The 19541-nt window shown below is 68.8% G+C and carries 17 protein-coding genes; 7 read left to right on the top strand and 10 right to left on the bottom strand.

Annotated features, from left to right (window positions below):
• The first annotated feature begins 1 nt into the window (after window position 1).
• Window positions 2–286 carry a hypothetical protein gene (locus tag ACQE3M_RS04800; RefSeq protein ID WP_430504329.1) on the top strand — a complete coding sequence of 95 codons (285 nt, stop codon included), beginning with the start codon at window positions 2–4 and terminating at the stop codon, window positions 284–286.
• Here the strand turns inward: ACQE3M_RS04800 and ilvA are convergent, their stop codons facing one another.
• Window positions 287–1501, bottom strand: coding sequence for a threonine ammonia-lyase (ilvA, locus tag ACQE3M_RS04805; RefSeq protein WP_430504330.1), 1215 nt, complete (start codon window positions 1499–1501; stop codon window positions 287–289).
• Between the two features lie 255 nt (window positions 1502–1756).
• Entirely contained in the window at window positions 1757–2218 is a 462-nt protein-coding gene (locus ACQE3M_RS04810; RefSeq protein WP_430504331.1) for a gamma-glutamylcyclotransferase family protein, read from the bottom strand.
• A 163-nt stretch (window positions 2219–2381) separates the two neighbouring features.
• Between ACQE3M_RS04810 and ACQE3M_RS04815 the strand changes: the two genes are divergently transcribed.
• Together ACQE3M_RS04815 and ACQE3M_RS04820 are read left to right on the top strand one after the other, a co-directional pair.
• Window positions 2382–3773: an MATE family efflux transporter gene (locus ACQE3M_RS04815; RefSeq protein ID WP_430504332.1), complete on the top strand. Its 1392-nt coding sequence runs from the start codon at window positions 2382–2384 to the stop codon at window positions 3771–3773.
• A gap of 63 nt (window positions 3774–3836) precedes the next feature.
• Window positions 3837–5378 (top strand): stage II sporulation protein M, encoded by a 1542-nt coding sequence (locus ACQE3M_RS04820; protein WP_430504333.1) that lies wholly within the window; start codon window positions 3837–3839, stop codon window positions 5376–5378.
• A gap of 1001 nt (window positions 5379–6379) precedes the next feature.
• Here the strand turns inward: ACQE3M_RS04820 and citZ are convergent.
• Window positions 6380–7528 carry a citrate synthase gene (citZ, locus tag ACQE3M_RS04825; protein WP_430504334.1) on the bottom strand — a complete coding sequence of 383 codons (1149 nt, stop codon included), beginning with the start codon at window positions 7526–7528 and terminating at the stop codon, window positions 6380–6382.
• Window positions 7529–7670: 142 nt separating this feature from the next.
• Window positions 7671–9554 carry a PINc/VapC family ATPase gene (locus ACQE3M_RS04830; RefSeq protein ID WP_430504335.1) on the bottom strand — a complete coding sequence of 628 codons (1884 nt, stop codon included), beginning with the start codon at window positions 9552–9554 and terminating at the stop codon, window positions 7671–7673.
• 206 nt (window positions 9555–9760) lie between these two features.
• Here ACQE3M_RS04830 and ACQE3M_RS04835 point away from each other — a divergent pair, with 206 nt between their 5' ends.
• On the top strand, window positions 9761–10888 hold the full coding sequence (locus tag ACQE3M_RS04835) for a M20 family metallopeptidase (protein ID WP_430504336.1): 1128 nt from the start codon (window positions 9761–9763) through the stop codon (window positions 10886–10888).
• Between the two features lie 88 nt (window positions 10889–10976).
• Window positions 10977–12497 (top strand): carboxypeptidase M32, encoded by a 1521-nt coding sequence (locus ACQE3M_RS04840; RefSeq protein WP_430504337.1) that lies wholly within the window; start codon window positions 10977–10979, stop codon window positions 12495–12497.
• 44 nt (window positions 12498–12541) lie between these two features.
• Here ACQE3M_RS04840 and ACQE3M_RS04845 read toward each other — a convergent pair whose 3' ends face one another.
• Both ACQE3M_RS04845 and ACQE3M_RS04850 read right to left on the bottom strand, forming a co-directional pair.
• Complete coding sequence (locus tag ACQE3M_RS04845) at window positions 12542–13240, bottom strand: hypothetical protein (RefSeq protein ID WP_430504338.1); 699 nt, start codon at window positions 13238–13240, stop codon at window positions 12542–12544.
• Window positions 13241–13983: 743 nt separating this feature from the next.
• Window positions 13984–14592 (bottom strand): riboflavin synthase, encoded by a 609-nt coding sequence (locus tag ACQE3M_RS04850; protein ID WP_430504339.1) that lies wholly within the window; start codon window positions 14590–14592, stop codon window positions 13984–13986.
• Window positions 14593–14731: 139 nt separating this feature from the next.
• On the opposite strand from ACQE3M_RS04850, the gene ACQE3M_RS04855 reads away from it, so the two are divergent.
• Window positions 14732–14983, top strand: coding sequence for a DUF7533 family protein (locus tag ACQE3M_RS04855; protein ID WP_430504340.1), 252 nt, complete (start codon window positions 14732–14734; stop codon window positions 14981–14983).
• Window positions 14984–15022: 39 nt separating this feature from the next.
• On the opposite strand, the gene ACQE3M_RS04860 is transcribed toward ACQE3M_RS04855, so the two are convergent.
• The 4 genes from ACQE3M_RS04860 to ACQE3M_RS04875 all read right to left on the bottom strand — a co-directional run bounded on the left by ACQE3M_RS04860 (window position 15023) and on the right by ACQE3M_RS04875 (window position 18773).
• A complete protein-coding gene (locus ACQE3M_RS04860) occupies window positions 15023–16300 on the bottom strand; it encodes a M24 family metallopeptidase (protein ID WP_430504341.1) in 1278 nt (425 codons plus the stop codon).
• Entirely contained in the window at window positions 16297–18150 is a 1854-nt protein-coding gene (locus ACQE3M_RS04865) for a UvrD-helicase domain-containing protein (protein WP_430504342.1), read from the bottom strand. Before ACQE3M_RS04865 ends, ACQE3M_RS04860 begins: the two co-directional genes overlap by 4 nt.
• Window positions 18151–18363: 213 nt before the next feature.
• Entirely contained in the window at window positions 18364–18522 is a 159-nt protein-coding gene (locus ACQE3M_RS04870) for a DUF7563 family protein (protein ID WP_430504343.1), read from the bottom strand.
• Between the two features lie 71 nt (window positions 18523–18593).
• Complete coding sequence (locus ACQE3M_RS04875; protein ID WP_430504344.1) at window positions 18594–18773, bottom strand: HVO_0416 family zinc finger protein; 180 nt, start codon at window positions 18771–18773, stop codon at window positions 18594–18596.
• Window positions 18774–18932: 159 nt separating this feature from the next.
• On the opposite strand from ACQE3M_RS04875, the gene pyrE reads away from it, so the two are divergent.
• Window positions 18933–19472, top strand: a complete 540-nt coding sequence (gene pyrE / locus ACQE3M_RS04880) for an orotate phosphoribosyltransferase (protein ID WP_430504345.1) — start codon at window positions 18933–18935, stop codon at window positions 19470–19472.
• The last annotated feature ends 69 nt before the right edge of the window (window positions 19473–19541 follow it).

Here is a 19541-nt window from a genome sequence, read left to right on the forward strand (position 1 = left end):
TATGACCGAGACACCCGAGTGGCGAAACGAGGCGACGGAACCGGTCTTACGCCTGCTCTACCAGGCCGGCATCGGCGTCTCGCCAGGCAGCATCGTCGCGAACCTCGACGTCCGGATGAACTCGCCGCCGGCCCCAGAGACGATCCGGGCGGCGCTCGAGGGACTCGAGGACGAGGGCCACGTACGACGCCTCGACGCCACCGGCGAGTACTACGTGCTCACCGGGCACGGGCGGGACTACGTCGAGACGGCGGTCGACCAGGAGGCCTTCGGCTTTATCGAGTGATCAGACCAGCACCTCGACCTCGTAGCCGCGGTCGCGGAGCGTCGCGACGATCTCGGCGGCGTGCTCCTCGTCGTTCGTCTCCATCTCCACCTCCAGCTCGGCGGCGTTGACGGCGACGTCGCGGGCCGTCCGGTCGTGATGGACGGCGTAGACGTTGGCGCCGTGGTTCGAGACGATCGTCGCGATCGTCTCCAGCTCGCCCGGTCGGTCCTTCAGCACGGTCTTGATCTTCAGGTAGCGCCCCATCTGGACCAGCCCGCGCATGACGATGGTCGTCATCCGGTTCAGGTCGATGTTCCCGCCACAGAGCGCGGGGACGATCACGTCGCCGTCGTCGTAGTCGAACGCCTCCGTGAGGACGGCCGCCATCGGCACCGCGCCGGCGCCCTCGACGAGCGTCTTCGAGCGTTCGAGCAGGAGCGTGAGCGCGAGCGCGATCTCCTCGTCGGAGACGGTGACGACCTCGTCAACGCGCTCCTGGATCACCTCGAACGTTTGCTCGCCGATCGACCGCGTCGCGATCCCGTCGGCGATCGTGTCGACGCTCTCGCGCTCGTGGCGCTCACCCTTCTCCAGCGACTCCGCGGCGGAGGAGGCGCCCTCGGCCTGGACCCCGACCACGCGCACGTCGTCGCCGAACGTGCCCTTCATCGCCGTCGAGATTCCGGCGATGAGCCCGCCGCCGCCGATGGGGACGACGACGGTGTCGACGTCCGGGCAGTCGTCCGCGATCTCCAGCCCGATCGTCCCCTGGCCCGCCATCACCTTCTCGTCGTCGAAGGCGTGGACGTAGGTCCGGTTCTCGCGCTCCTCGATGTCGTGGGCGTGGGCCTGCGCCTCGTTGTAGTCGACGCCGTGGAGGACGACGTTGCCGCCGTAGTTCCGGGTCGCCTTCACCTTCGAGACGGGGGCGTGCTTCGGCATCACGATCGTCGAGTCGACGCCGACGCGTGTGGCCGCGAGGGCGACGCCCTGGGCGTGATTGCCGGCGCTGGCCGTGACGACGCCGGCCTCTTTCTCCTCCTCGGAGAGCGTGGCGATGCGGTTCGTCGCGCCGCGGATCTTGAACGAGCCCGTCCGCTGGAAGTTCTCGAGCTTCAGGTGGACTTCGGCCCCAGTTCGGTCGGAGAACGTGTGCGAGTACTCCATCGGTGTGTGGCGGGCCACGTCCGCGACCCGGTCGCGAGCGTCCTCGAGGTCGGAGAGCGAGAGCATAGTGCGGGACTCCCCGCGGGACCCAGCTAAGGGTTTCGGTCGCCACAACGACGCTGCCGCTTGGCGGTGGAGTACGGAAAGTGGAAGGGGGAATGCACGCGTGTGACGTGCAACTCATATCTGGGGATGGGAATATAAAAAAGTGCGCCCCCCGAGGTGGAAGTATAACCGCAGTACGGGAGTACGACAGAACGCGCGTCAGACGGATGGCACGCCGTCGTCAGTCGCGGGTGAATTTCGGCCCGACTCACTCGCTCAGGACTCCCGCGCGACGACGACCGACACGTCCTCGCGGGCCACGAAGTCGCGGACGCGGTCCGCGAAACCGCCGTCGGTTCCGTCGGCGCTGGTGGCCTCGACCCCGCCGTCAGCAACGTCGGCGACGGCCTCGCCCCAGTCGACGTCGCCGTCGACGTCCAGCCGGTCCGGGTCGCCGACGTACACCGCGGCCTCGTCGGGATGGTCCTCGCCGCCGTCGAGTGGCACCGTGACGCGCGTGTACAGGCCGTCGTCGACGCGCTCGTAGGCGTCCAGTGCCTCGATCTCGTCCGTCCGAAGCAGTCGCCCAGCGGTCCGCCCGCCCGGCGCCAGCGTCGGGTACGCGCCGTCGACGGCGTGGAGCCCGGAGAGCGTCGCGGGGCCGACGAAGACGAACGAATCGAGCACTTGCCCGACCTGCTCCGGGTCCGTCAGGGTGCCGTACACGAAGACGTCCATGGCTACAACTGGGGCGCGTTCGCGCTTGAACCTTCGCCCGGTGGCTTCGTCCGGTGGCTTCGTCCGGCGGTAGCCACTCGCACCGCCGGAGCGCACCCGACCGCACCGGCGGCGACCGCCGGGTTCGACATTCTGAAGCCCCGTCGGGCCGTCGACCGGATAGATGGACTGGTCCCGGCTCCGTGGCGTCTGGTCGCGAGTGTTCGCGCTCGCGTGGCCCGTCATGGCCGAGCAGACGTTCCGGACGGCGATGCGGACGACGGACATCGTCATCACCGCGCTGTTCTCGCCGGCCGCGGTCGTCGCCATCGGCCTCGCGGACCTGTACGCCCGGTTTCCCCTCCGGATCGGGCTCGGTCTCGGCGGCGGGGCCATCGCGCTCTCCTCGCAGGACACGGGCGCGGGCGCGGTCGCGACGCGCGACGAGGCCGTGACGCAGGCGATTCTCCTCGGCTTCCTCGCCGGGATCCCCTTCATCGCGTTCGGGGCGTTCCTCGGCGAGTACGCGATCGCCGTCTTCGGGGCCTCCGCGGACGTCGTCCGCCTCGGCTCGCTGTATCTGGGGATCGTCTTCGCGACCGCGCCCGCGCGTCACGTCGCGCTCGTGGGTGCTCGCGCCCTTCAGGGGACCGGCGATACGCGGACGCCGATGTACGTCAACGTCTTCGCCAACTCGGTCAACATCGCCGGCTCCGCGGTCCTTGGCCTCGGGCTGTTCGGCGCGCCGCGGCTGGAGATCGTCGGCGTCGGGCTCGCGACGGCGACGGCGAACGTTATCACGGCCACGCTGCTCGTCGTCGCCATCTGGGGCTCCTGGACCGACGCGAACTTCACGCGCCCGCGGAGCCGGACGCTCGTGAAGCAGCTCCTCCAGGTGTCGGCTCCGCGGATGGCCGAGGGATTCGCCTCCGAGCTCGCGGAGTTCCCGTTCAACGCGCTGCTGCTCGGCTTCGGGGAGGTCGTCAACGCCGGCTTCCAGATCGGGCGCCGCGTCTACCAGCAGGTGACGGGCCCGCTCTCCCGCGGCTACAACGTCGCCGCCTCCGTCCTCGTCGGCCAGTCGCTCGGCGAGGGCGCGCCCGGCGAGGCCCGGTACAACGGCTGGGCGGTCGCCGGGCTCGGCGTCGTGACGGTCGGCACCATCGGCCTCCTCCTCGTCGTCTTCGCGGAGCCGCTCGTCGCGCTGTTCACCGACGACCCGGCCACCGTCGGTTACGCCGTCGCCTTCGCGCGGGTCTACGGCTTCGCGGGCGCCGTCCTCGTCTGCTTCTCGGCGCTCTCGGGCTCGCTGCAGGGGGCCAGCGAGACGCGGATCCCCTTCGTCGCCCGCGTGACCGGGATGTTCGGCTTCTTCCTCGGCTTCTCCTGGCTCGTCGGCCGGACGCTGGGCTACGGCCCCGTCGGTGCCTACGTCGGCGTCTTCCTCGCGTACGCCTGGATGGCGGGCTCCGTCGTCTACGGCTTCCGCGCGACAGGCTGGGCCGACCGGGCCGCGTCGATGATGGCCGAGCGCGGGACGGCAGCGGACGAACAGGCGGACGCAGTCGACGACTGATCCGCCCGCAGCCGACGCTGACTCCCGGCGACTTTTAAGGCGGATTCCGGTGTACCGGGTGGTATGGATCTAGCGACCCCGATCACCGACGCGGTGGCGACGTTCCGCCGGCGTCCCGCGGACCTCCTGCCCTTCTACCTGCTCGGTGCGGCCGTGCCCGTCGTCGCTCGCGTCCCGGTCCTCGCCGGCGGCGCTGCCGCGTACGGCTACCTCGCCGTGACCGGTGCCCTCTCGGAGTTTCAGGCCCGATACGCGGCGGCGGGGCTCGGCAATCCGCCGAACCCGAACACGAAGCCCGACGCCTTCTCGCAGTGGGCGGAGCGAGCGGGTCCCCTCGTCGAGTCCCTGATCGACCCGGTCGTCGCGGGCACCCTCCTGCTGGCGGCGCTCCTGGCCGCGCTGGTGGCGCTGGTCACTCACGCCGGCGTCTCCGCGGGCCAGTACGCGACTTGCCTGGCTCGCCTGCGCGAGGAGCGCGGGCTCACCGCGGGGGTCGCCGGCGTCCGCGAGTACTGGCCGACCATCCTCGCGCTGTACCTGCTCGAGGTCGGGATCTGGCTGGCGGTCTCGCTGCTCGCGACGATCGTCGTCGCCGTCGCCGTCGCGACGGGGGTCACCGTGCTGGCCGCGCTCGTGACGCTGTTCGCGTTCATCGCGTGGAGCGTCGTCCTGGCCGCGACGCGAGTGGTCTTCGCGTTCGCGCCGGCGGCCGCCGTCGTCGACGAGGCCGGGGTCGTCGACGCGGTCGAGGGCGGGATCGGCTATCTGTACACGAACCCGATGACTGCGCTCGGCTATCTCGCTCTCGTCGTCGCGATCGGCCTCGTCACGACGTTCCTCGGGGCGGCCTTCGGCGCCGTCGGCGCGGGAAGCGTCGTCGGCCTCGTGACGCTCCTGACGGTCGCCCCGGCCCTCGACCTGCTCAAAGTGCGGCTCTTCGGGGGCTGGCGCGGCGTTACGGCCCCGCCGGCCCCGCCGGACGCGCGCCTCCGCGACCAGGCCCGGAAGGGACTCTGGCGCGGCTGGCGCGTGCTCAGGCGGTTTACTCGCGAGAACCCCGGGTACATCGTCGCCGCCGCCGGGCTATTCGTGGTCGGCTTCGCCGCCGGCTGGGTCGCCGCCTCCCCGTTCGTCGGGCAGATCCAGGCGTCGATCACGGCCCGGTTGGCGGACTCGATCCCGCCGGTCGCCGCCGTCGAGTTCATGGCAAACAACCTGACCGTCGCCGTCGGGACGGCGCTCGCGGGCTCCGCTGTGGGGGTCCCGGCTGCCGCTGCGCTCTGGTACAACGGGCTCTTCTTCGGGATCTACTTTCGCCTCGAGGCGCACCTCGTGGAGCTCGTCGCGTTCGTCCTCCCGCACGGCGTCGTCGAGATCCCGGCGATCCTCGTCGCCGGCGCGGTCGGCCTCCGGCTCGGCGTCGTCACCTGGCGGACCTGGCGCGGTGCGTCGTCGGCCTCGGCCCTCGCGGACGCCCTCGAAGAGGCCTTCTGGGTGCTGGTCGGTGTGGGGCTGTTGCTGGTGCTGGCCGGGCTGGTCGAGGGGTTCGTCAGTCCGTACTACTACCGGGCCTTCCTCTCCGGCGTCGCGAAACTCGGACTGTGAATCTGAACGAGCGGTTTTGTTTGGTGAATTCAGTCGGTAGTCGTTGCTGGCGACACCACTCGGCATGCCCAGAAAGCCCCGGCCCCTGAGGGGTTCACTTTATAAACAAATCCGGCTACTGTCGCAAGCGACACCACTTGGCTTACCCAGAAATTTCCAACTGCTGACCGGTCGCGCTTATAAGTAAAGTCCGTTATTGATGCCTGCGACACCACTCAGCATACCCAGAAAGCCCCAGCCGGTGAGCGGTCGCGCTGCTCGCTGCGCGCCTCGCCGGCTCACTCGCTTCGCTCGTTCGCTGGCTCTGTGCTTACGTCGCAGGGCGTCCCGCTCACCGGCTGCCCCTTTCAGTCCCGCCCACCGAGTGGTCGCCGGGCGTCGCGATCGGCGGTGGGTTGGCTAATGTCGTACGCTGGTCGTCCTGCGTGCGGTGCGGGGGCGGCCGGCGCGCGCGAGCAACGCGTGCGAGGGAGGCCTGGGCGCGCCGATGCTGTGCGGGGCCGGCGCGCCCCGGCCGAGGCTGGGGAGGACTGAGGGATTGCGGTCGCTGCGCGGTGCTGTCGCGGTCGCTGTCCTGGCGGACTGAAAGGGCGATGGCCGGTCGCGCCGGAGGGGAGTCGCTCCGGCGACCCCTATCTGGGCCGGGCGGTGCGGAGAGGCCCAGATATGTCGCGGAGCGACCGCGAGCGGCCGAGGGCTTTCTGGGTGTTTGCGGTGCTGTCGAGAGCAAGACCGTCTCACCTGTTCAAATCTGCTTATAAAACTGGAATGAGGGCTTTGGAGATGTTTTCGTTGTCGTCGGGCGGAGAGCCGCCTGTCTATTTAAATATGATTTATAAATAAGAGCCGTCGAGGGCTTCCGAGTGTTCGCGGTGATATCGAGCCACAGTTAGTGTCACCTATCCACCTTCTCGAAAAGCGAGTAACGGAGGCTCTCGAAGTGTACCAACACCTCTCAGCGTCTTTCGTCGAAACTACCCAATAAAAAGGAACGAAGCGATTTACCGTTCGTCGATCGGGGTGACTTCCTGGTCTCTCGGCCCCGTGTACCGGCTCAGCGGGCGAATCAGGCGATTATCCTCCTGGTACTCGACGACGTGCGCGATCCAGCCGCCCGCGCGGGACATCGCGAAGATGGGGGTGTACAGGTCCATCGGGATGCCGAGGTGGTCGTAGACGGAGCCGGAGTAGAAGTCGACGTTCGGGGCGATCCCCTTCTCGACGAGGCCCTCGTCCGTGAGGTACGCCTCGATCTCCGTGGTGTAGTCGAGCCACTTCGACCCGCCGCTGGCCGCCGCGAGGTCCTCCAGTTTGCCCTGCAGGATCTTCGCGCGCGGGTCCTTCGTCTTGTAGACGCGGTGGCCCCAGCCGGGGATGCGCACGCCGTCGTTGCGGGCGTCCTTGGCCCACTGGACGGGATCCTTGTCGCTCTCGTCGATCTCGAAGAGCATCTCCATCACGTCCTGGTTCGCGCCGCCGTGCAGCGGGCCGGAGAGCGCGCCGATGCCGCCGGTGACGCTGGAGTAGAGGTCCGCCATCGTCGACCCGATGACGATGGAGGTGAACGTGGAGGCGTTGAAGCCGTGGTCGGCGTGGAGCGTCAGCGCCATGTCGAACGTCTCCTCGGAGACGTCGTCCGGCTCCGCGCCGGTGAGCATGTAGAGGAAGTTCCCGGCGTACGAGAGGTCCTCGCGCGGTTCGAGCGGCTCCTTGCCCTGCCGGAGACGGTCGAAGGCGGCGAGGATCGTCGGGATCTTCGCCGTGATGCGGCGACCCTTCCGGAGCGAGGCCTCGAAGTCCTCGGGGTCGGCGTCGGGTTCGGGGTCGGACGCCGAGAGCTGCGAGACGGCCGTCCGCAGTGCGGCCATCGGCCGCTCGTCGGCCTCGACGAGCCGCTCGAGCGTCTCGATGACGGCGTCGTCGACGGCGTGCTCCGCCGCGAGGCTCTCGGAGAACGCCGCGAGCGCGTCGCGGTCCGGCAGCTCACCGTGCCAGAGGAGATACAGCACTTCCTCAAACGTCGCGTTGCGAGCGAGGTCTTCGATCGGGTAGCCGCGATACTGCAGCTCACCGACTTCGCCGTCGATGTAGCTCAGATCGGACTCCGCGACGAGAACACCCTCCAGACCCCGTTGCAGCTCGTCGGACATAGTCGGAGAATTCGGGTCACCTCAAAAAAGGGTTATCGTTTAGGAGGAATTGTTTTCGACGGGCGTCGAACTTCCGGACGACGAACCGCCTGTTTTGCGGCAATTGTCGATCAAAATCGGGCTCGCCCCGGATCGAGCGGCGCTATCCGCGCGCCGGCACGACCGTGATCTGCGCCTTGCGGTCGATGGCGTCCTCCAGTTCCTCCGCGATGGCCGAGCCGCGGGACACCTGCACCTCGCCGCCGCGCCCGACCGTGGCCGTGAAGAGGTACTCGCCGTCGGCGCGGACCTCGACCGTTTCGCCGACGTGTTCGTCCATCGGAATCACGACGTGCTGGGAGGTCACCTCGGGCTCGACGACCTTGCCGCGGCCCTCACCGACCTGGCCCTCGCCCGACCCACCCCCACCGGACCCACCGGCGCCGCCGGCGCCCGAGGGACGCTCCTCGTGGGTCCGGACGTCGATGTCGATGCCGAGGCGGTCCTCGATGTCGGTGATGCGACCGCCACCCTTGCCGATGACGTAGGAGATGTCGTCCTCGTCGACGTAGACGATGGCCTCCTCCTGGCCCTGGAGCTCGACGTCGACGTGGCCGCGGGCGACCGACCGGATCTCGCGTTCGATCTCCTTTTTCGCGATGCGGGAGACGCCGGTTTCGCTGCTCTCGCCGTCCTCCGCGCCGATCGGGACGGTGACGACCTGCTTGTTGAACGTGTAGATCTCGTAGGCGGGTTTGCCCGTCTCGAAGTCGACGACCTGGATGACCGGGCGCGCGAGGTCCTCGGCCGTGAGCCCCTCGGGCACCTTCACCTCGGTCGTCACGTCGTAGACGGTGTCGACCTCGCCGGCCTCGATGTAGACGACGGTGTCGACGATCTGCGGGATCATCCCGAGCTCGACGCGGCCGACGAGCCGCTGGAGCGCGTCGATGGCGCGGGAGGCGTGGACGACGCCGACCATGCCGACGCCGGCCATCCGCATGTCCGAGAACACCTCGAAGTCCTCCGTCTTCCGGACCTCGTCGTAGATGGTGTAGTCCGGGCGCACGAGCAGCAGCGAGTCGGCCGTGTTGGCCATGTCGCCGCCGAGCGCGCCGTACTGGGTGATCTCCGGCCCGACCTGGAGGTCCCGCGGCTTCTCCATCGTCTTCACGGCGTAGTCGTTGTCGTTGAGGAACTCCGCGACCGCCTGCGCGAAGGTGGACTTCCCGGCCCCGGGCGACCCGGAGATGAGGACGCCGCGCTGGGACTCGAGGAAGCGCTCGCGGAGCTCGTCCGCGAACTCGTAGTCGTCCAGCGTCGTCTTCGCGATCGGGCGGACGGCGGTGATCTCGATGCCGTCGGCCGCGGGCGGGCGGGCGACCGCGATCCGGTAGTCCTGGTACTGGACGATCGTCATCCCGTCGTTCGAGAGCTCCACGAAGCCGTCCGAGGACTGCCGGGCGAGGTTGACGATGTTGGTCGCCCACTCGTCCATCTGGGCCTCGCTGGTGGGCTCGTCGGCGATCTCCTCGTAGCGCATCTCGCCGAGGGCGCCGCGCTTGGCCTTCGGCACCGTGTCCGTCTTCAGGTGGACGGACATCGTGTCCTCGGTGAACATGTCGACGATGGGCAGCTCCTCGACGACGCCCCGGGTGACCGGCTCGACGTAGTCGACCTCGATCCCCTTCGCCTTCGCGACCTCGGCCTGGACGACGTCGCTCGTCAGCAGCGTCGCGTCGTACTCGCCGGCGACGTCGCGGATCAGCGCGTCGATCTCGCCCTCCTCGGCCGCGCCCTTCTGGCTACCCTCCGGCCGCGTGCCGACGTACTTCAGCTCGATGGTGCCCTCGTCGGCGAGGCCGGCGAGGCGCTGTAGCTCCTCGAGCCCGTCCCAGCCGGCGTCGACGCCGTCGTTCGCCTGTGCTTCCAGCTCGCCGGTGACGGCCTCGGGCACGACGATCGTCGCCCCCTCGTACGTCCCGTCCTCGATGCGGTCGGACACGCGCCCGTCGATGATGGCGCTGGTGTCCGGTACTACGTTCATACCGTATTTCGGGACGGGAGGGGTATAAGAGTGTTCGACTGCGGGGTCGCCGGCGGGCTTATAACCGCTGACACGAGCGTCCAGGTGCCCGGCGACTCCCGCCGCCGTCGCCGACAGCCGGCCGCGCCGCGTCGTTTCAGCGCGGCGGCGAGTCGCCGGCTGCCGAGGGCCGCGTTTTTAATCGTCCGGCGGTCGACGACCCGGACATGAGCGAACTCGTCGACCTCACGCGGAAACTGGTCGAGATCCCGAGCCACGAGGACGAGACGGCCGCGGGCGACGCCATCGAGGACTGGCTGCGCGCGGAGACCAACGCTGCCGTCGAACGCGACGGCGACGGCAACGTGATCGCGCGACGGAATCCCGGTGCAGGTACCTCCCTGGCGCTGATCGGCCACCACGACGTGGTCCCGCCGGCGGCCGAGCAGGTCGTCGGGGACCCGGAGTCCCCTGAAAAGTACCTCGTCGAGGAGCGCGACGGCCGCCTCTACGGGCGCGGCACGGCCGACATGAAGGGCGCCGTCGCCGCCTGCCTGCTCGCGTTCCGCGACGCCGACGTGCCGGCGAACCAGGACCTCGTCTTCGCCTCCTTCGTCGGCGAGGAGGTCGGCGGCGTCGGTGCCCGGGGCGCCATCGAGCGCGGCTTCGCGCCGGACTACGCGCTGGTCGCCGAGGGCTCGACAAACTACTCCGCGGCGGGCGTCACGGACGTCGTCGTCGCGCACAAGGGCCGGCGCGGGTCGACGATCACGGCGTCCGGCGCGTCCGCGCACGCCTCGGAGGTCGAGGCGGGCACTAACGCTATCTACCGCGCGAGCGACGCCGTCGACGTCGTGCGCGACCTCGCGTTCCCGACAGTCGAGGTCGTCGGCGAGGAGTTGGCCGGCTCCGTCGCGGTCACCGAGATCGAGGGCGGCACGGCGATGAACGTCATCCCTGACGAGTGCACGCTGACGGTCGACGAGCGTACCGTCCCCGGCGAACGCGCGGCCCTGGAGCGCGTCGAGGAGATCGAGGGCGTCGAGTGGACCGTCGACCAGGACCTCCCGCCGATGGCCTGCGACGACGAGGCGTTCGCCGACGCGGCGCTGGCGGCGGCGCGCTCCGTTCAGGATGGAGACGCCGAGGCAACCCCCCAGCACGTCACGAAACCGCACGCGACGGACGCGGGCTGGCTCGCCGAGGCCGGGACGACCTGCGTCGTCTGCGGGCCCTCGGAACCCGGCGAGGCCCACACGGAGACGGAGAGCGTCTCCCTGGACGTGCTGGCTCGCTGTCGGCGGATCTACCGGACCCTGGCGGAGCGCGACCTCGGTGCCGACGGCAGCGCGTAGGCGACCCGATCGGGGCGTACTCCCCGCGCAACCGGCCGTCCCGGCCGGAGACGCACGTTTCTTAAGCGCGAGTCGGAAAATGGCGCGTATGGCAACGAACGCCACGAACGCCGACGACGTCCCCGACGCCTACGAGGCGCTACTCGACCGAGCCCGACGCTGGAACTCCGTCTCCAGCGCCGCGGGCGTGCTCTCCTGGGACCAGCAGGTGATGATGCCCGAGGGTGGCACCCCCGCCCGGTCCCGCCAGCTCTCCACGCTCTCCTCGCTGGAACACGAGCTCGTCACCGCCGACGAGACCGGCGAACTGCTCGACGAGCTCGAAGACGTCGACCTGACCGACGAACAGGCAGCCGTCGTCCGCGAGATCAGTCGCGAGTACGAGCGCGCGAACGCGGTCCCGCAGGAGCTCGTCGAGGAGATCTCCGAGGCCTCCACCGAGGCCCTCCAGGCGTGGGAGGAGGCCAAGGCCGAGGACGACTTCGACACCTTCGCCCCGCACCTCCAGAAGCACGTCGAGCTGAAACGGGAGTACGCCGAGGCGATCGACCCTGACCGTGACCCCTACGAGGTCCTCTTCGAGGACTACGAGCCGTGTCTCCCCCTCGACCAGGCTGAATCGATCCTCGAGGAACTCCGCGAGACCCTCGTCCCGATGATCGCGGACATCCGCGAGTCGGACGCCGACCTCGCCGTCGACACCTTCGAGGGCCACTTCGACGAGGAGACGCAGGAGGAGCTCTCCCGCGAGGTCCTCGACGTGATCGGCTACGACTTCGATCGCGGCCGCCTCGACGTCTCCTCGCACCCGTTCACCTCCGGCAACCAGTTCGACTGCCGCGTCACGACGCGCTTCGACGAGTCCGACCCGCTCGGCGCGTTCCTCTCGACGGTCCACGAGTTCGGGCACGCGCAGTACAACCTCGGGCTCCCCGCGGAGGAGTACGGCACGCCGCTTGGCGAGTCGCGCGACCTCTCGGTCCACGAGTCGCAGTCGCGCCTCTGGGAGAACCACGTCGGGCGCTCGCGGGCCTTCTGGGAGCTGCTCCTGCCGACGTTCCAGGAGTACTTCCCCTCGACCGAGGACGCCACCGTCGAGGACGCCTACGAGGCCGTCAATCAGGTGTACGAGGACAACCTCATCCGCGTCGAGGCCGACGAGCTCACCTACCACCTCCACATCGTCGTCCGGTTCGAGATCGAGCGCGAGCTCATCGCCGGCGAGCTCGACGTCGAGGACGTTCCGGAGGCCTGGAACGACAAGTACGAGGAGTACCTCGGCATCCGCCCCGAGAACGACGCCGAGGGCTGCCTGCAGGACATCCACTGGGCCCACGGCAACTTCGGCTACTTCCCGACCTACTCGCTCGGCTCCGTGATGGCCGCCCAGCTGTACGAGGCCGCCGAGGAGGACATCGACGACCTCGAGGGGAAGATCGCCGCGGGCGACTTCGACGACCTCCACGAGTGGCTCGCGGACAACGTCCACCAGCACGGCTCCCGCTACGAGACGAACGAGCTGGTCAAGGGCGCCACCGGCGAGGACTTCTCCGCCGACGCCTTCGTCGACTACGTCGACGAGAAGTACGGCGAGCTGTACGACTTATAAACGGCCGCAGCCGGGGCGCCGTGTAGGCGTCGACCACGGCCCGCTCACGGCTCCGACGCGTGCCCCGTCGGGTTCGCGTCGAGCCACGCTTCGAGTTCGTCCTCGTGCGCGTCCCATGCCGCCCGGATGCGCTCGTACTCCTCGCGAGCGGCGTCGGCCCCGCGGTAGGCGGCGATCGACTTGAGTCGGTTCCGGAGCGCCTGCTCGCACATCCTCGTCTCGTCGTACCAGTGGAAGCCGCACTGGACCAGAAGGTCGTGGACGGCCGCCCAGAAGCCGATGCCCTTCGGGTTCTCCGGCCCCTCCTCGCCGACCATCGGCACGGGCTCGTCGAACTCGCGGTAGTAGTCGAGCGCGAACCGCGCGACGATCGGTTTGAGCCGGTACTCCAGCTCGCCGCCGATCTCGCCTTTCGCGTCCCGCTGCTGTGCGAGCAGGCTGTCGTACCCCTCCTCCTCCTCTTCGTATCGACGGAGGCGCCAATCGTTCAGGCCGTCGAACGCCGCCCAGCGGTCCGTCTCGCGCGCCACGAGGTCGTCCGGGGCGCCGTCGAAGACGAGCCGGAGAAAGCCGCCGTCGGGCCCGGCGCCGAACTCGGCGAACTGCCCGTAGGCCCAGAACCACCCCGTTTCCCAGTGGTCGCTCGCCTCGAAGCGGTCCCACGCGTCGGGGAGGTACTCTCGAAGGAACCGGCGCTCGTCCGCGGGCGCGTCGAAGTGGAACTCGATAGTTGCTCCGGCCATTGGGCCGGATGTGTTGGGTTTTCGTGATATACTTTTTCCCAGTGCTGCTGATTGGGAGTTGTTTACGTGACCTTTCGATGGATTAGTTGGAGGACGTTTACCGGACCTCTCTGGAAGAGTTCGGCCGAGTACGGCGACGCGGCTCCGGAGTTACGGGATCGTCCGGAAGCCTTCGGCGGCACTTTATAAGCATATTTGAATGGATGATACGGTTCCGCGCTTGACAGCACCGCAAACGTCCAGAAGCCCTCGGCCGGCCGCGCCCTTTCAGTCCGCCAGGACCGCGACAGCAACCGCGACGACGACCGCGACCGCCCAGCAACCGCAACCCTCAGGCCTCCTCAGCCTCGGCCGGGGCGCCCCGGCCTCCCTCGCACGCGTTGCTCGCGCGCGCCACCGCGGCCGCGCCGCGACCGCCGAAGAGCCGCCGCGAGCGACGCCCGGCCACCACTCCCGGGTGGGACTGAAAGGGGCAGCCGCTGAGCGGGGCACCCTGCGACGCTAGCACCGCAACCCGGCGAGCGACCGAACGCAGTGAGGGAGTGAGCCGGGTGAGGAGCGCAGCGAGCAGCACGACCGCTCAGCGGCTGGGGCTTTCTGGGTATGCCGAGTGGTGTCAGTCGCGTTGACATCCTAGCGAACCCCGTTTGACGGCCCATAGCTGGTCCCTGAGGCTCCCGTAAGTGGAACTGATTGGATAGAAACCCGCGAACAGCGACGGACAACTCTTCTTTATATACTATTTAAAAGTAGCCGTCGACCATGCTCTCGACGTACTTCGCGATGACGTCGACCTCGATGTGGACGGGGTCACCGACCGCTTTCTCCGAGAGCGTCGTCAGCTCGTAGGTCGTCGGGATGATCGCGACCTCGATGGCGCCCTCACGCTTCTCGGCGACGGTCAGCGAGATGCCGTCCAGCGAGACGGAGCCCTTCTGGACAACGTACTGCTCGACGCCCTCGGGCACGGAGAAGGTGAAGCGCCAGTCCTCGCCCACTTGCTCGATGGCCTCGACCTCGGCGACGGTGTCGACGTGGCCCTGGACGACGTGGCCGTCGAAGCGGCCGTCGGCGGGCATCGCGCGCTCGACGTTGACGCGGTCGCCCTCGCGGACCTCGTCGAGGTACGTCTTCGCGACGGTCTCGGCCGCGAGGAACACCTCGAACCAGTGGCGGTCGGACGTCTCCACCTCGCCGAACGCCTCGACCGTCAGACAGACGCCGCTGACGTTGATCGACTGGCCGTGATACAGGTCGTCCAGGTCGGCGGCCGCGATGCGGAGCCGCAGGCCGTCCTCCGTCGCCGTCCGCTCGATGACCTCGCCGGCCGTCTCCACGATCCCCGTGAACATACCCTGGCTACCCGTGGGCGACACAAATCGGTTGTCGTGTGCAGATCTGAGACGGTGCGGCTGTGCTGGCCCTCGGTCGCCGCGGCGCCGCGTCACCCGCTCCGCGAGGCTTATCAACGCTCACGGGCTACCATCGATAATGCGATTCGGGATCCTCGACATGGTCGGGCTCGCGATCACCTTCGCGTTCGCGTTCCCCGTCGCGAACTACGGCGTCCTCCGGATCCTCGACGGCGAGACCCTGTTCGGGGTCACCCTCGTCGGCATCGCCATCGCGATGGTCGTCATCCAGGAGTACTTCCTCGACCCGAAGCGCCTGCTCCGGAAATTGCTCAGCGGGCTGCTACCGAGTCGGCTCCGGTCGAGTGACACTTCGTCGCCCGATAAGTAGCGCGATCGTTCTTCTCACCTGCTCTGCAGCCCGCTAGCCTCAGCGCCGCTCCGGCGTGATCCCGAACGGGTACTCGTGGAGGATCTCGTACCCGTCCTCGGTCACGGCCACGAGGTCCTCGAGCCGCACGCCGCCCTGCTCGGGGTCGTAGACGCCCGGCTCGACCGTGACGACGTGGCCGGCTTCGAGCTCGGTGTCGCTCGAAAGCGACGGCCCTTCGTGCAGCGAGACGCCGACGCCGTGACCCGTACCGTGCGTGAAGCCGGCCTCACCCTCGCCCGCGTTCGGGTCGAAGCCGTACGCCGTCAGCTCGGCGGCGGCCTCGGTGTGGACGACCCCGGCGGCCGCGCCGGCTTCGACCTCCGCGAGCGCGGCCTCGCGGGCGGCCTCGCAGGCGACGTACGCGCGGCGCTCCCAGCCGCCCTCGGACTCGACGACGAACGTCCTGGTCATGTCGCCGTAGTAGCCGTGCGGGCCGCGCGGCGAGACGTCCAGCAACACCGTCTCGCCGGGCCTGATGGCGTCGACGCCGGTGTAGTGGAGGTCCGCCGCGGTCGGCCCCGCACCGATGACCGTGTTGCCGGCGTTGCGCACGCCGTAGGCCGCGAGCGTCTCGTTCACCTGGCGGCGAAGCCGCTCCGTCGAGAGCGGGCCGCCGTTCCAGACGAGCTCGTCGCCCTCGACGACGCTCTCGGCGAGCACCGTCTCCGCACGGGCCATCCCCCGCGCGGTCGCGCGCTGCACGCGACGGAGGCAGTCGAGCTCGTCGTCGGTCTTTACGAGGCGCGCGTCGGCGACGGCGCTCGTCGACGAAAGCTCGTGGTCGGCCGATTCGAGGTAGACGGCGGCGTCGTGGGGGATCGACTGCGGGGCGAGCAGGGTCGCGTCCGGCCCGACGAGGTCGGCGACGACGGCCGCGGCGCGCTCGCCCGCCGGGTCGCCGAGGTTCTCGGTCCGGACCTCGCGAGCGACGCCGTCGACGGGCGTGCCGTCGCTGCCGGTGTGGTGCGCGACGAACTCGCGCGTCGCCTGCTCCTTAAAAAGCGCCGGCGCACAGAGGACCGCGCGGTCCGCGGTGACGACGACCGTGAAGTCCCGATCCGGGCCGGAAAAGCGAGTGAGGTACCGGAGGTCGTCGTCGAAGCGGTCGCCGACGGCGACGAGCGCGTCGGCCTCCTCGGCTGCGCTGCTCGCGTCGAGCGCGTCGGCGACGAACGAGAGGTCCGTCCGCGGCAGGTCGGGCCGGGGGCGGCTATCGCTGGGCTCCGGCGGCTTTCCCGTTGGCGCCGCCGAGGGTTCGTCGTCGTCCCCCGTCACGCCTCGGGTTCCGGCGCCGCCAGCTCCTCCTGCACGTCCGCGATCAGCTCGTCGACGGGGTCATGGCGGACCTCGTTGTGCAGCAGCACGCTGATCGGCAGCGTCGGCGCGCCGTTGATGAGGTTCTCGAGGATGACGAGGCGCTCGCGGGCCCGCGAGATGCCGACGTAGAAGACGCGGCGCTCGTTGTCGGTGAGGACCGGGACCGGGCTCGTCGTGCTGGTGAACTCCTCGTCGGCGCCGTCGACGTCGGTCGGGTCGTCGACGGTGGCGACCATCTGCTCGACGACCTTCTCCGTGAGGTCCGTCGAGACGAAGACGTGGTCGGCCTCGCGGCCCTTCGCCGAGTGGATCGTGCCGACGCGGACGCGGGTCGGCTCGACGTCCTGGTAATCGCCGTCGAAGTAGGCCTTGACCGTGTTGCGCTGGAAGCTCGTGACCTTCCGGACCATGTCGCCCGCGCTGGCCTTGTCCGGCATGAAGGGGACGAAGTTCCCGATCTGGTCGGCCGGGATCTCGATCTCGGCGACGTCCTCGACGTCGGCGGCGTCCTCCTTGTCGTCGAGGAAGTCGTAGAACTCGTCGCGCTCGTTGGTGCCGAAGGCGGACTCCTGGAGCATGTCGGCCAGCCGTCGGGCCTCGAGCCCGTTGACCGGGTCGTCCGCGGCGAGCTTCTCGATGGCGTGGACGTAGTCCTGCAGGCGGTCCGTCCACATCCGCCCGTCCGTGAGCAGCGTGAAGGGGATGCCGTAGTCGATGAACTCGTCGATGAAGTCGAACATCTGGTAGCGCGCGCGGAAGAGGATCATCACACTACCCTCGTCGTCCTCGACCGTGTACCGGACGTTTCGGACGAGCTCGATCATCGAGGGGCTCTCGATCCCCTCGACGACGCCACCCTCCTTCCGCGGGCGGAGGTCCTTCTCCTGGCGCTTGTCGATGTGGCGGATCTCCGCGTTGACGACGTTGAGGATCTCCGAGGGAAGCCGGTAGGAGTTCGGCAGCACGACGTCCTCGCTGACCGGCGTGTCGAGCAGGAGGTCCGGGTCGGCGCCCTGCCAGGCGTAGACGACCTGGTCGTCGTCGCCCGCGATGAGCGCGCGCTCGACGTGCGGGCGCCACTCCTCGTACACCTCGTACTGTAGCGTCGTGATGTCCTGGAACTCGTCGATGACGAGGTACTCGACGTTGGGGATGAGCGAGCGCTGCTTCACGCGTTCGAGCATGTCGGCGAAGCCGACGACGCCCTCCTCGCCCTTGTACGCGCGCCAGCCGCGGATCGCCTCGGGGATGTCGATGCGGTCGTCGTCGGAGGGCCACGTCGGCGTGTACTTGTTCCCCTCCTGCGCGTTGGGGTCCTCCTCGGGCGGAAGCCGCACTTCCTCGACGTCCCACTGGAAGGGCACGTCGTACCAGTCGGCGACGTCGCGGTTCGTTCGCTGGAGCCACTGTGACGTCGCGATGATCTTGTTCCCGAGCGTCGTCGACCGCGCGGTGCGGCGGCCGGCGCCGCCGTACTCGTCCTCGAACTCGATGCCGAAGTCCTCACAGAACTCCTCTTTGGCGTCCTCGTCGACGACGTCGCCGCGCGAGAGGTCGAGCAGCTCGTACGCCTTCGCGTGCATCGTGCAGACGTTCCCCTGGAGGGTGCGCGGGGAGATGTCGAGCCGCTCGGCGAGTCGCTCGCGGATCTCGGCGGCGGCCGCGCGGGTGTACGAGACGACGAGCACGTCGCGTACGTCGATACCGTCCTCCTCGATCAGCGCCTCGACGCGGTCGAGGAGCGCCGTCGTCTTCCCGCTGCCGGGGCCCCCGAACAGGCGGGTTACTGTCGGTTCGGCGTCAGTCATTGTACACTTAGTGGGCCCGGCGCGTGATAAGCGGCGTGGGTTGCGGTCGGCCTCGTGAGCTCCCGTACGAACCGGCTGCCCGGCCGGATGCAACAGCGTGCCCGAGTTGCTCGCACGGTGTGCCCGAGTTGCTCGCACGGTGTGCCCGAGTTGCTCGCACGGCACTTCCATCGATTCAAACGGCTCCTCCGTCGGTCAGTTCGGGTGCCCCGGTCAGTTCCCTCGCGTTGCGCGCGCGTCGCGTACTTCCGCGCCATCGCGTACCTTGTCCTCGCAGGCGGGGCAGACACGGGGAGCATCCACGTCGTCGGGGGTGAAGACGCGAACGTAGTCCGCCGTGACGAAGGCCCCGCAGTTCTGACAGCTCGGCATAGACGCGTCTTTATTGTACGGTACAATAGTCGTAACGGTTAAACAAAAAGACACTTCACCGAATCGGTGCCTTACGCCGCCGGGTGCCAACCGCAGACGCCGCACTCCGTCGCCGACTCGTCGTGGAGCCCGCCGCAGTCCGGACACTGCTTTTTGTTATACGATCGCTCCCAGCGTTCGATCTCCGTCTCGTGCCCGTTGTCCTCGAGGAACTCGTCGAACAGGTCGTCACTGCTGGGTGCTGAGGCCATACAAGGCATGGTAACGCGTGCCACTACTTAGTTCTTTCCGGGAACGCGACCCCGACGCAAGCTGCCGATTCTCGATAGTACCCACCTGCCCGCGGCGACTTCGATCACCCAGCGCCCGGTTCCGACCCGTTTATTTGACCGCGCCTCCCCCACATAGCCATGTCCGAAGGTACGCCCCAGGAGCTTATCGCGGCACTGCGCGAGGCCGACGCCGTCAAATACGGCGAGTTCGAGCTGTCCCACGGCGGGACGAGCGACTACTACGTCGACAAGTACCTCTTCGAGACCGACCCGCACTGTCTCCAGCTCATCGGCGACGCCTTCGCCGAGCGGCTGGCCGACACCGACGCGAAGCTCGCCGGCGTCGCGCTCGGCGCGGTCCCGCTCGTCGCGGTGACGGCCGCCGAGCTCGACCGGCCGTACGTCATCGCGCGCAAGCAGGCGAAGGAGTACGGCACCGGCAACCGGATCGAGGGCCGCCTCAAGGACGGCGAGGAGGTCGTCGTGTTAGAGGACATCGCGACGACTGGCCAGTCCGCCGTCGACGCCGTCGAGGCGCTTCGCGACGCCGGCGCGACCGTCAACCGCGTGCTGGTCGTCGTCGACCGCGAGGAGGGTGCCGAGGAGCTGCTCGCCGCCCACGACGTCGAGCTCGAATCGCTCGTGACCGCCTCCGAGCTACTCGCGGACCAGGAGTAAGCGGGGTCGCGGGCGGTCGACCGCGTTTCGCGTCTTTCGCCTGCGGATACCGCCCGAACCAGCATCGCT

Origin of the sequence: Halosubterraneus shenae (assembly GCF_050510935.1) — an archaeon.
Classification (GTDB): domain Archaea; phylum Halobacteriota; class Halobacteria; order Halobacteriales; family Haloferacaceae; genus JBDGPU01.

What these genes read in the sequence shown, in the direction of transcription:
- ACQE3M_RS04800 (WP_430504329.1), top strand. Translation starts at nt 2, where the DNA reads ATGACCGAGACACCCGAGTGGCGAAACGAGGCGACGGAACCGGTCTTA.
- ACQE3M_RS04840 (WP_430504337.1), top strand. Translation starts at nt 10,977, where the DNA reads ATGGCAACGAACGCCACGAACGCCGACGACGTCCCCGACGCCTACGAG.
- ACQE3M_RS04815 (WP_430504332.1), top strand. Translation starts at nt 2,382, where the DNA reads ATGGACTGGTCCCGGCTCCGTGGCGTCTGGTCGCGAGTGTTCGCGCTC.
- ACQE3M_RS04820 (WP_430504333.1), top strand. Translation starts at nt 3,837, where the DNA reads ATGGATCTAGCGACCCCGATCACCGACGCGGTGGCGACGTTCCGCCGG.
- pyrE (WP_430504345.1), top strand. Translation starts at nt 18,933, where the DNA reads ATGTCCGAAGGTACGCCCCAGGAGCTTATCGCGGCACTGCGCGAGGCC.
- ACQE3M_RS04830 (WP_430504335.1), bottom strand. Translation starts at nt 9,554, where the DNA reads ATGAACGTAGTACCGGACACCAGCGCCATCATCGACGGGCGCGTGTCC.
- ACQE3M_RS04810 (WP_430504331.1), bottom strand. Translation starts at nt 2,218, where the DNA reads ATGGACGTCTTCGTGTACGGCACCCTGACGGACCCGGAGCAGGTCGGG.
- citZ (WP_430504334.1), bottom strand. Translation starts at nt 7,528, where the DNA reads ATGTCCGACGAGCTGCAACGGGGTCTGGAGGGTGTTCTCGTCGCGGAG.
- ACQE3M_RS04835 (WP_430504336.1), top strand. Translation starts at nt 9,761, where the DNA reads ATGAGCGAACTCGTCGACCTCACGCGGAAACTGGTCGAGATCCCGAGC.
- ACQE3M_RS04870 (WP_430504343.1), bottom strand. Translation starts at nt 18,522, where the DNA reads ATGCCGAGCTGTCAGAACTGCGGGGCCTTCGTCACGGCGGACTACGTT.
- ACQE3M_RS04850 (WP_430504339.1), bottom strand. Translation starts at nt 14,592, where the DNA reads ATGTTCACGGGGATCGTGGAGACGGCCGGCGAGGTCATCGAGCGGACG.
- ilvA (WP_430504330.1), bottom strand. Translation starts at nt 1,501, where the DNA reads ATGCTCTCGCTCTCCGACCTCGAGGACGCTCGCGACCGGGTCGCGGAC.
- ACQE3M_RS04845 (WP_430504338.1), bottom strand. Translation starts at nt 13,240, where the DNA reads ATGGCCGGAGCAACTATCGAGTTCCACTTCGACGCGCCCGCGGACGAG.
- ACQE3M_RS04855 (WP_430504340.1), top strand. Translation starts at nt 14,732, where the DNA reads ATGCGATTCGGGATCCTCGACATGGTCGGGCTCGCGATCACCTTCGCG.
- ACQE3M_RS04875 (WP_430504344.1), bottom strand. Translation starts at nt 18,773, where the DNA reads ATGGCCTCAGCACCCAGCAGTGACGACCTGTTCGACGAGTTCCTCGAG.
- ACQE3M_RS04865 (WP_430504342.1), bottom strand. Translation starts at nt 18,150, where the DNA reads ATGACTGACGCCGAACCGACAGTAACCCGCCTGTTCGGGGGCCCCGGC.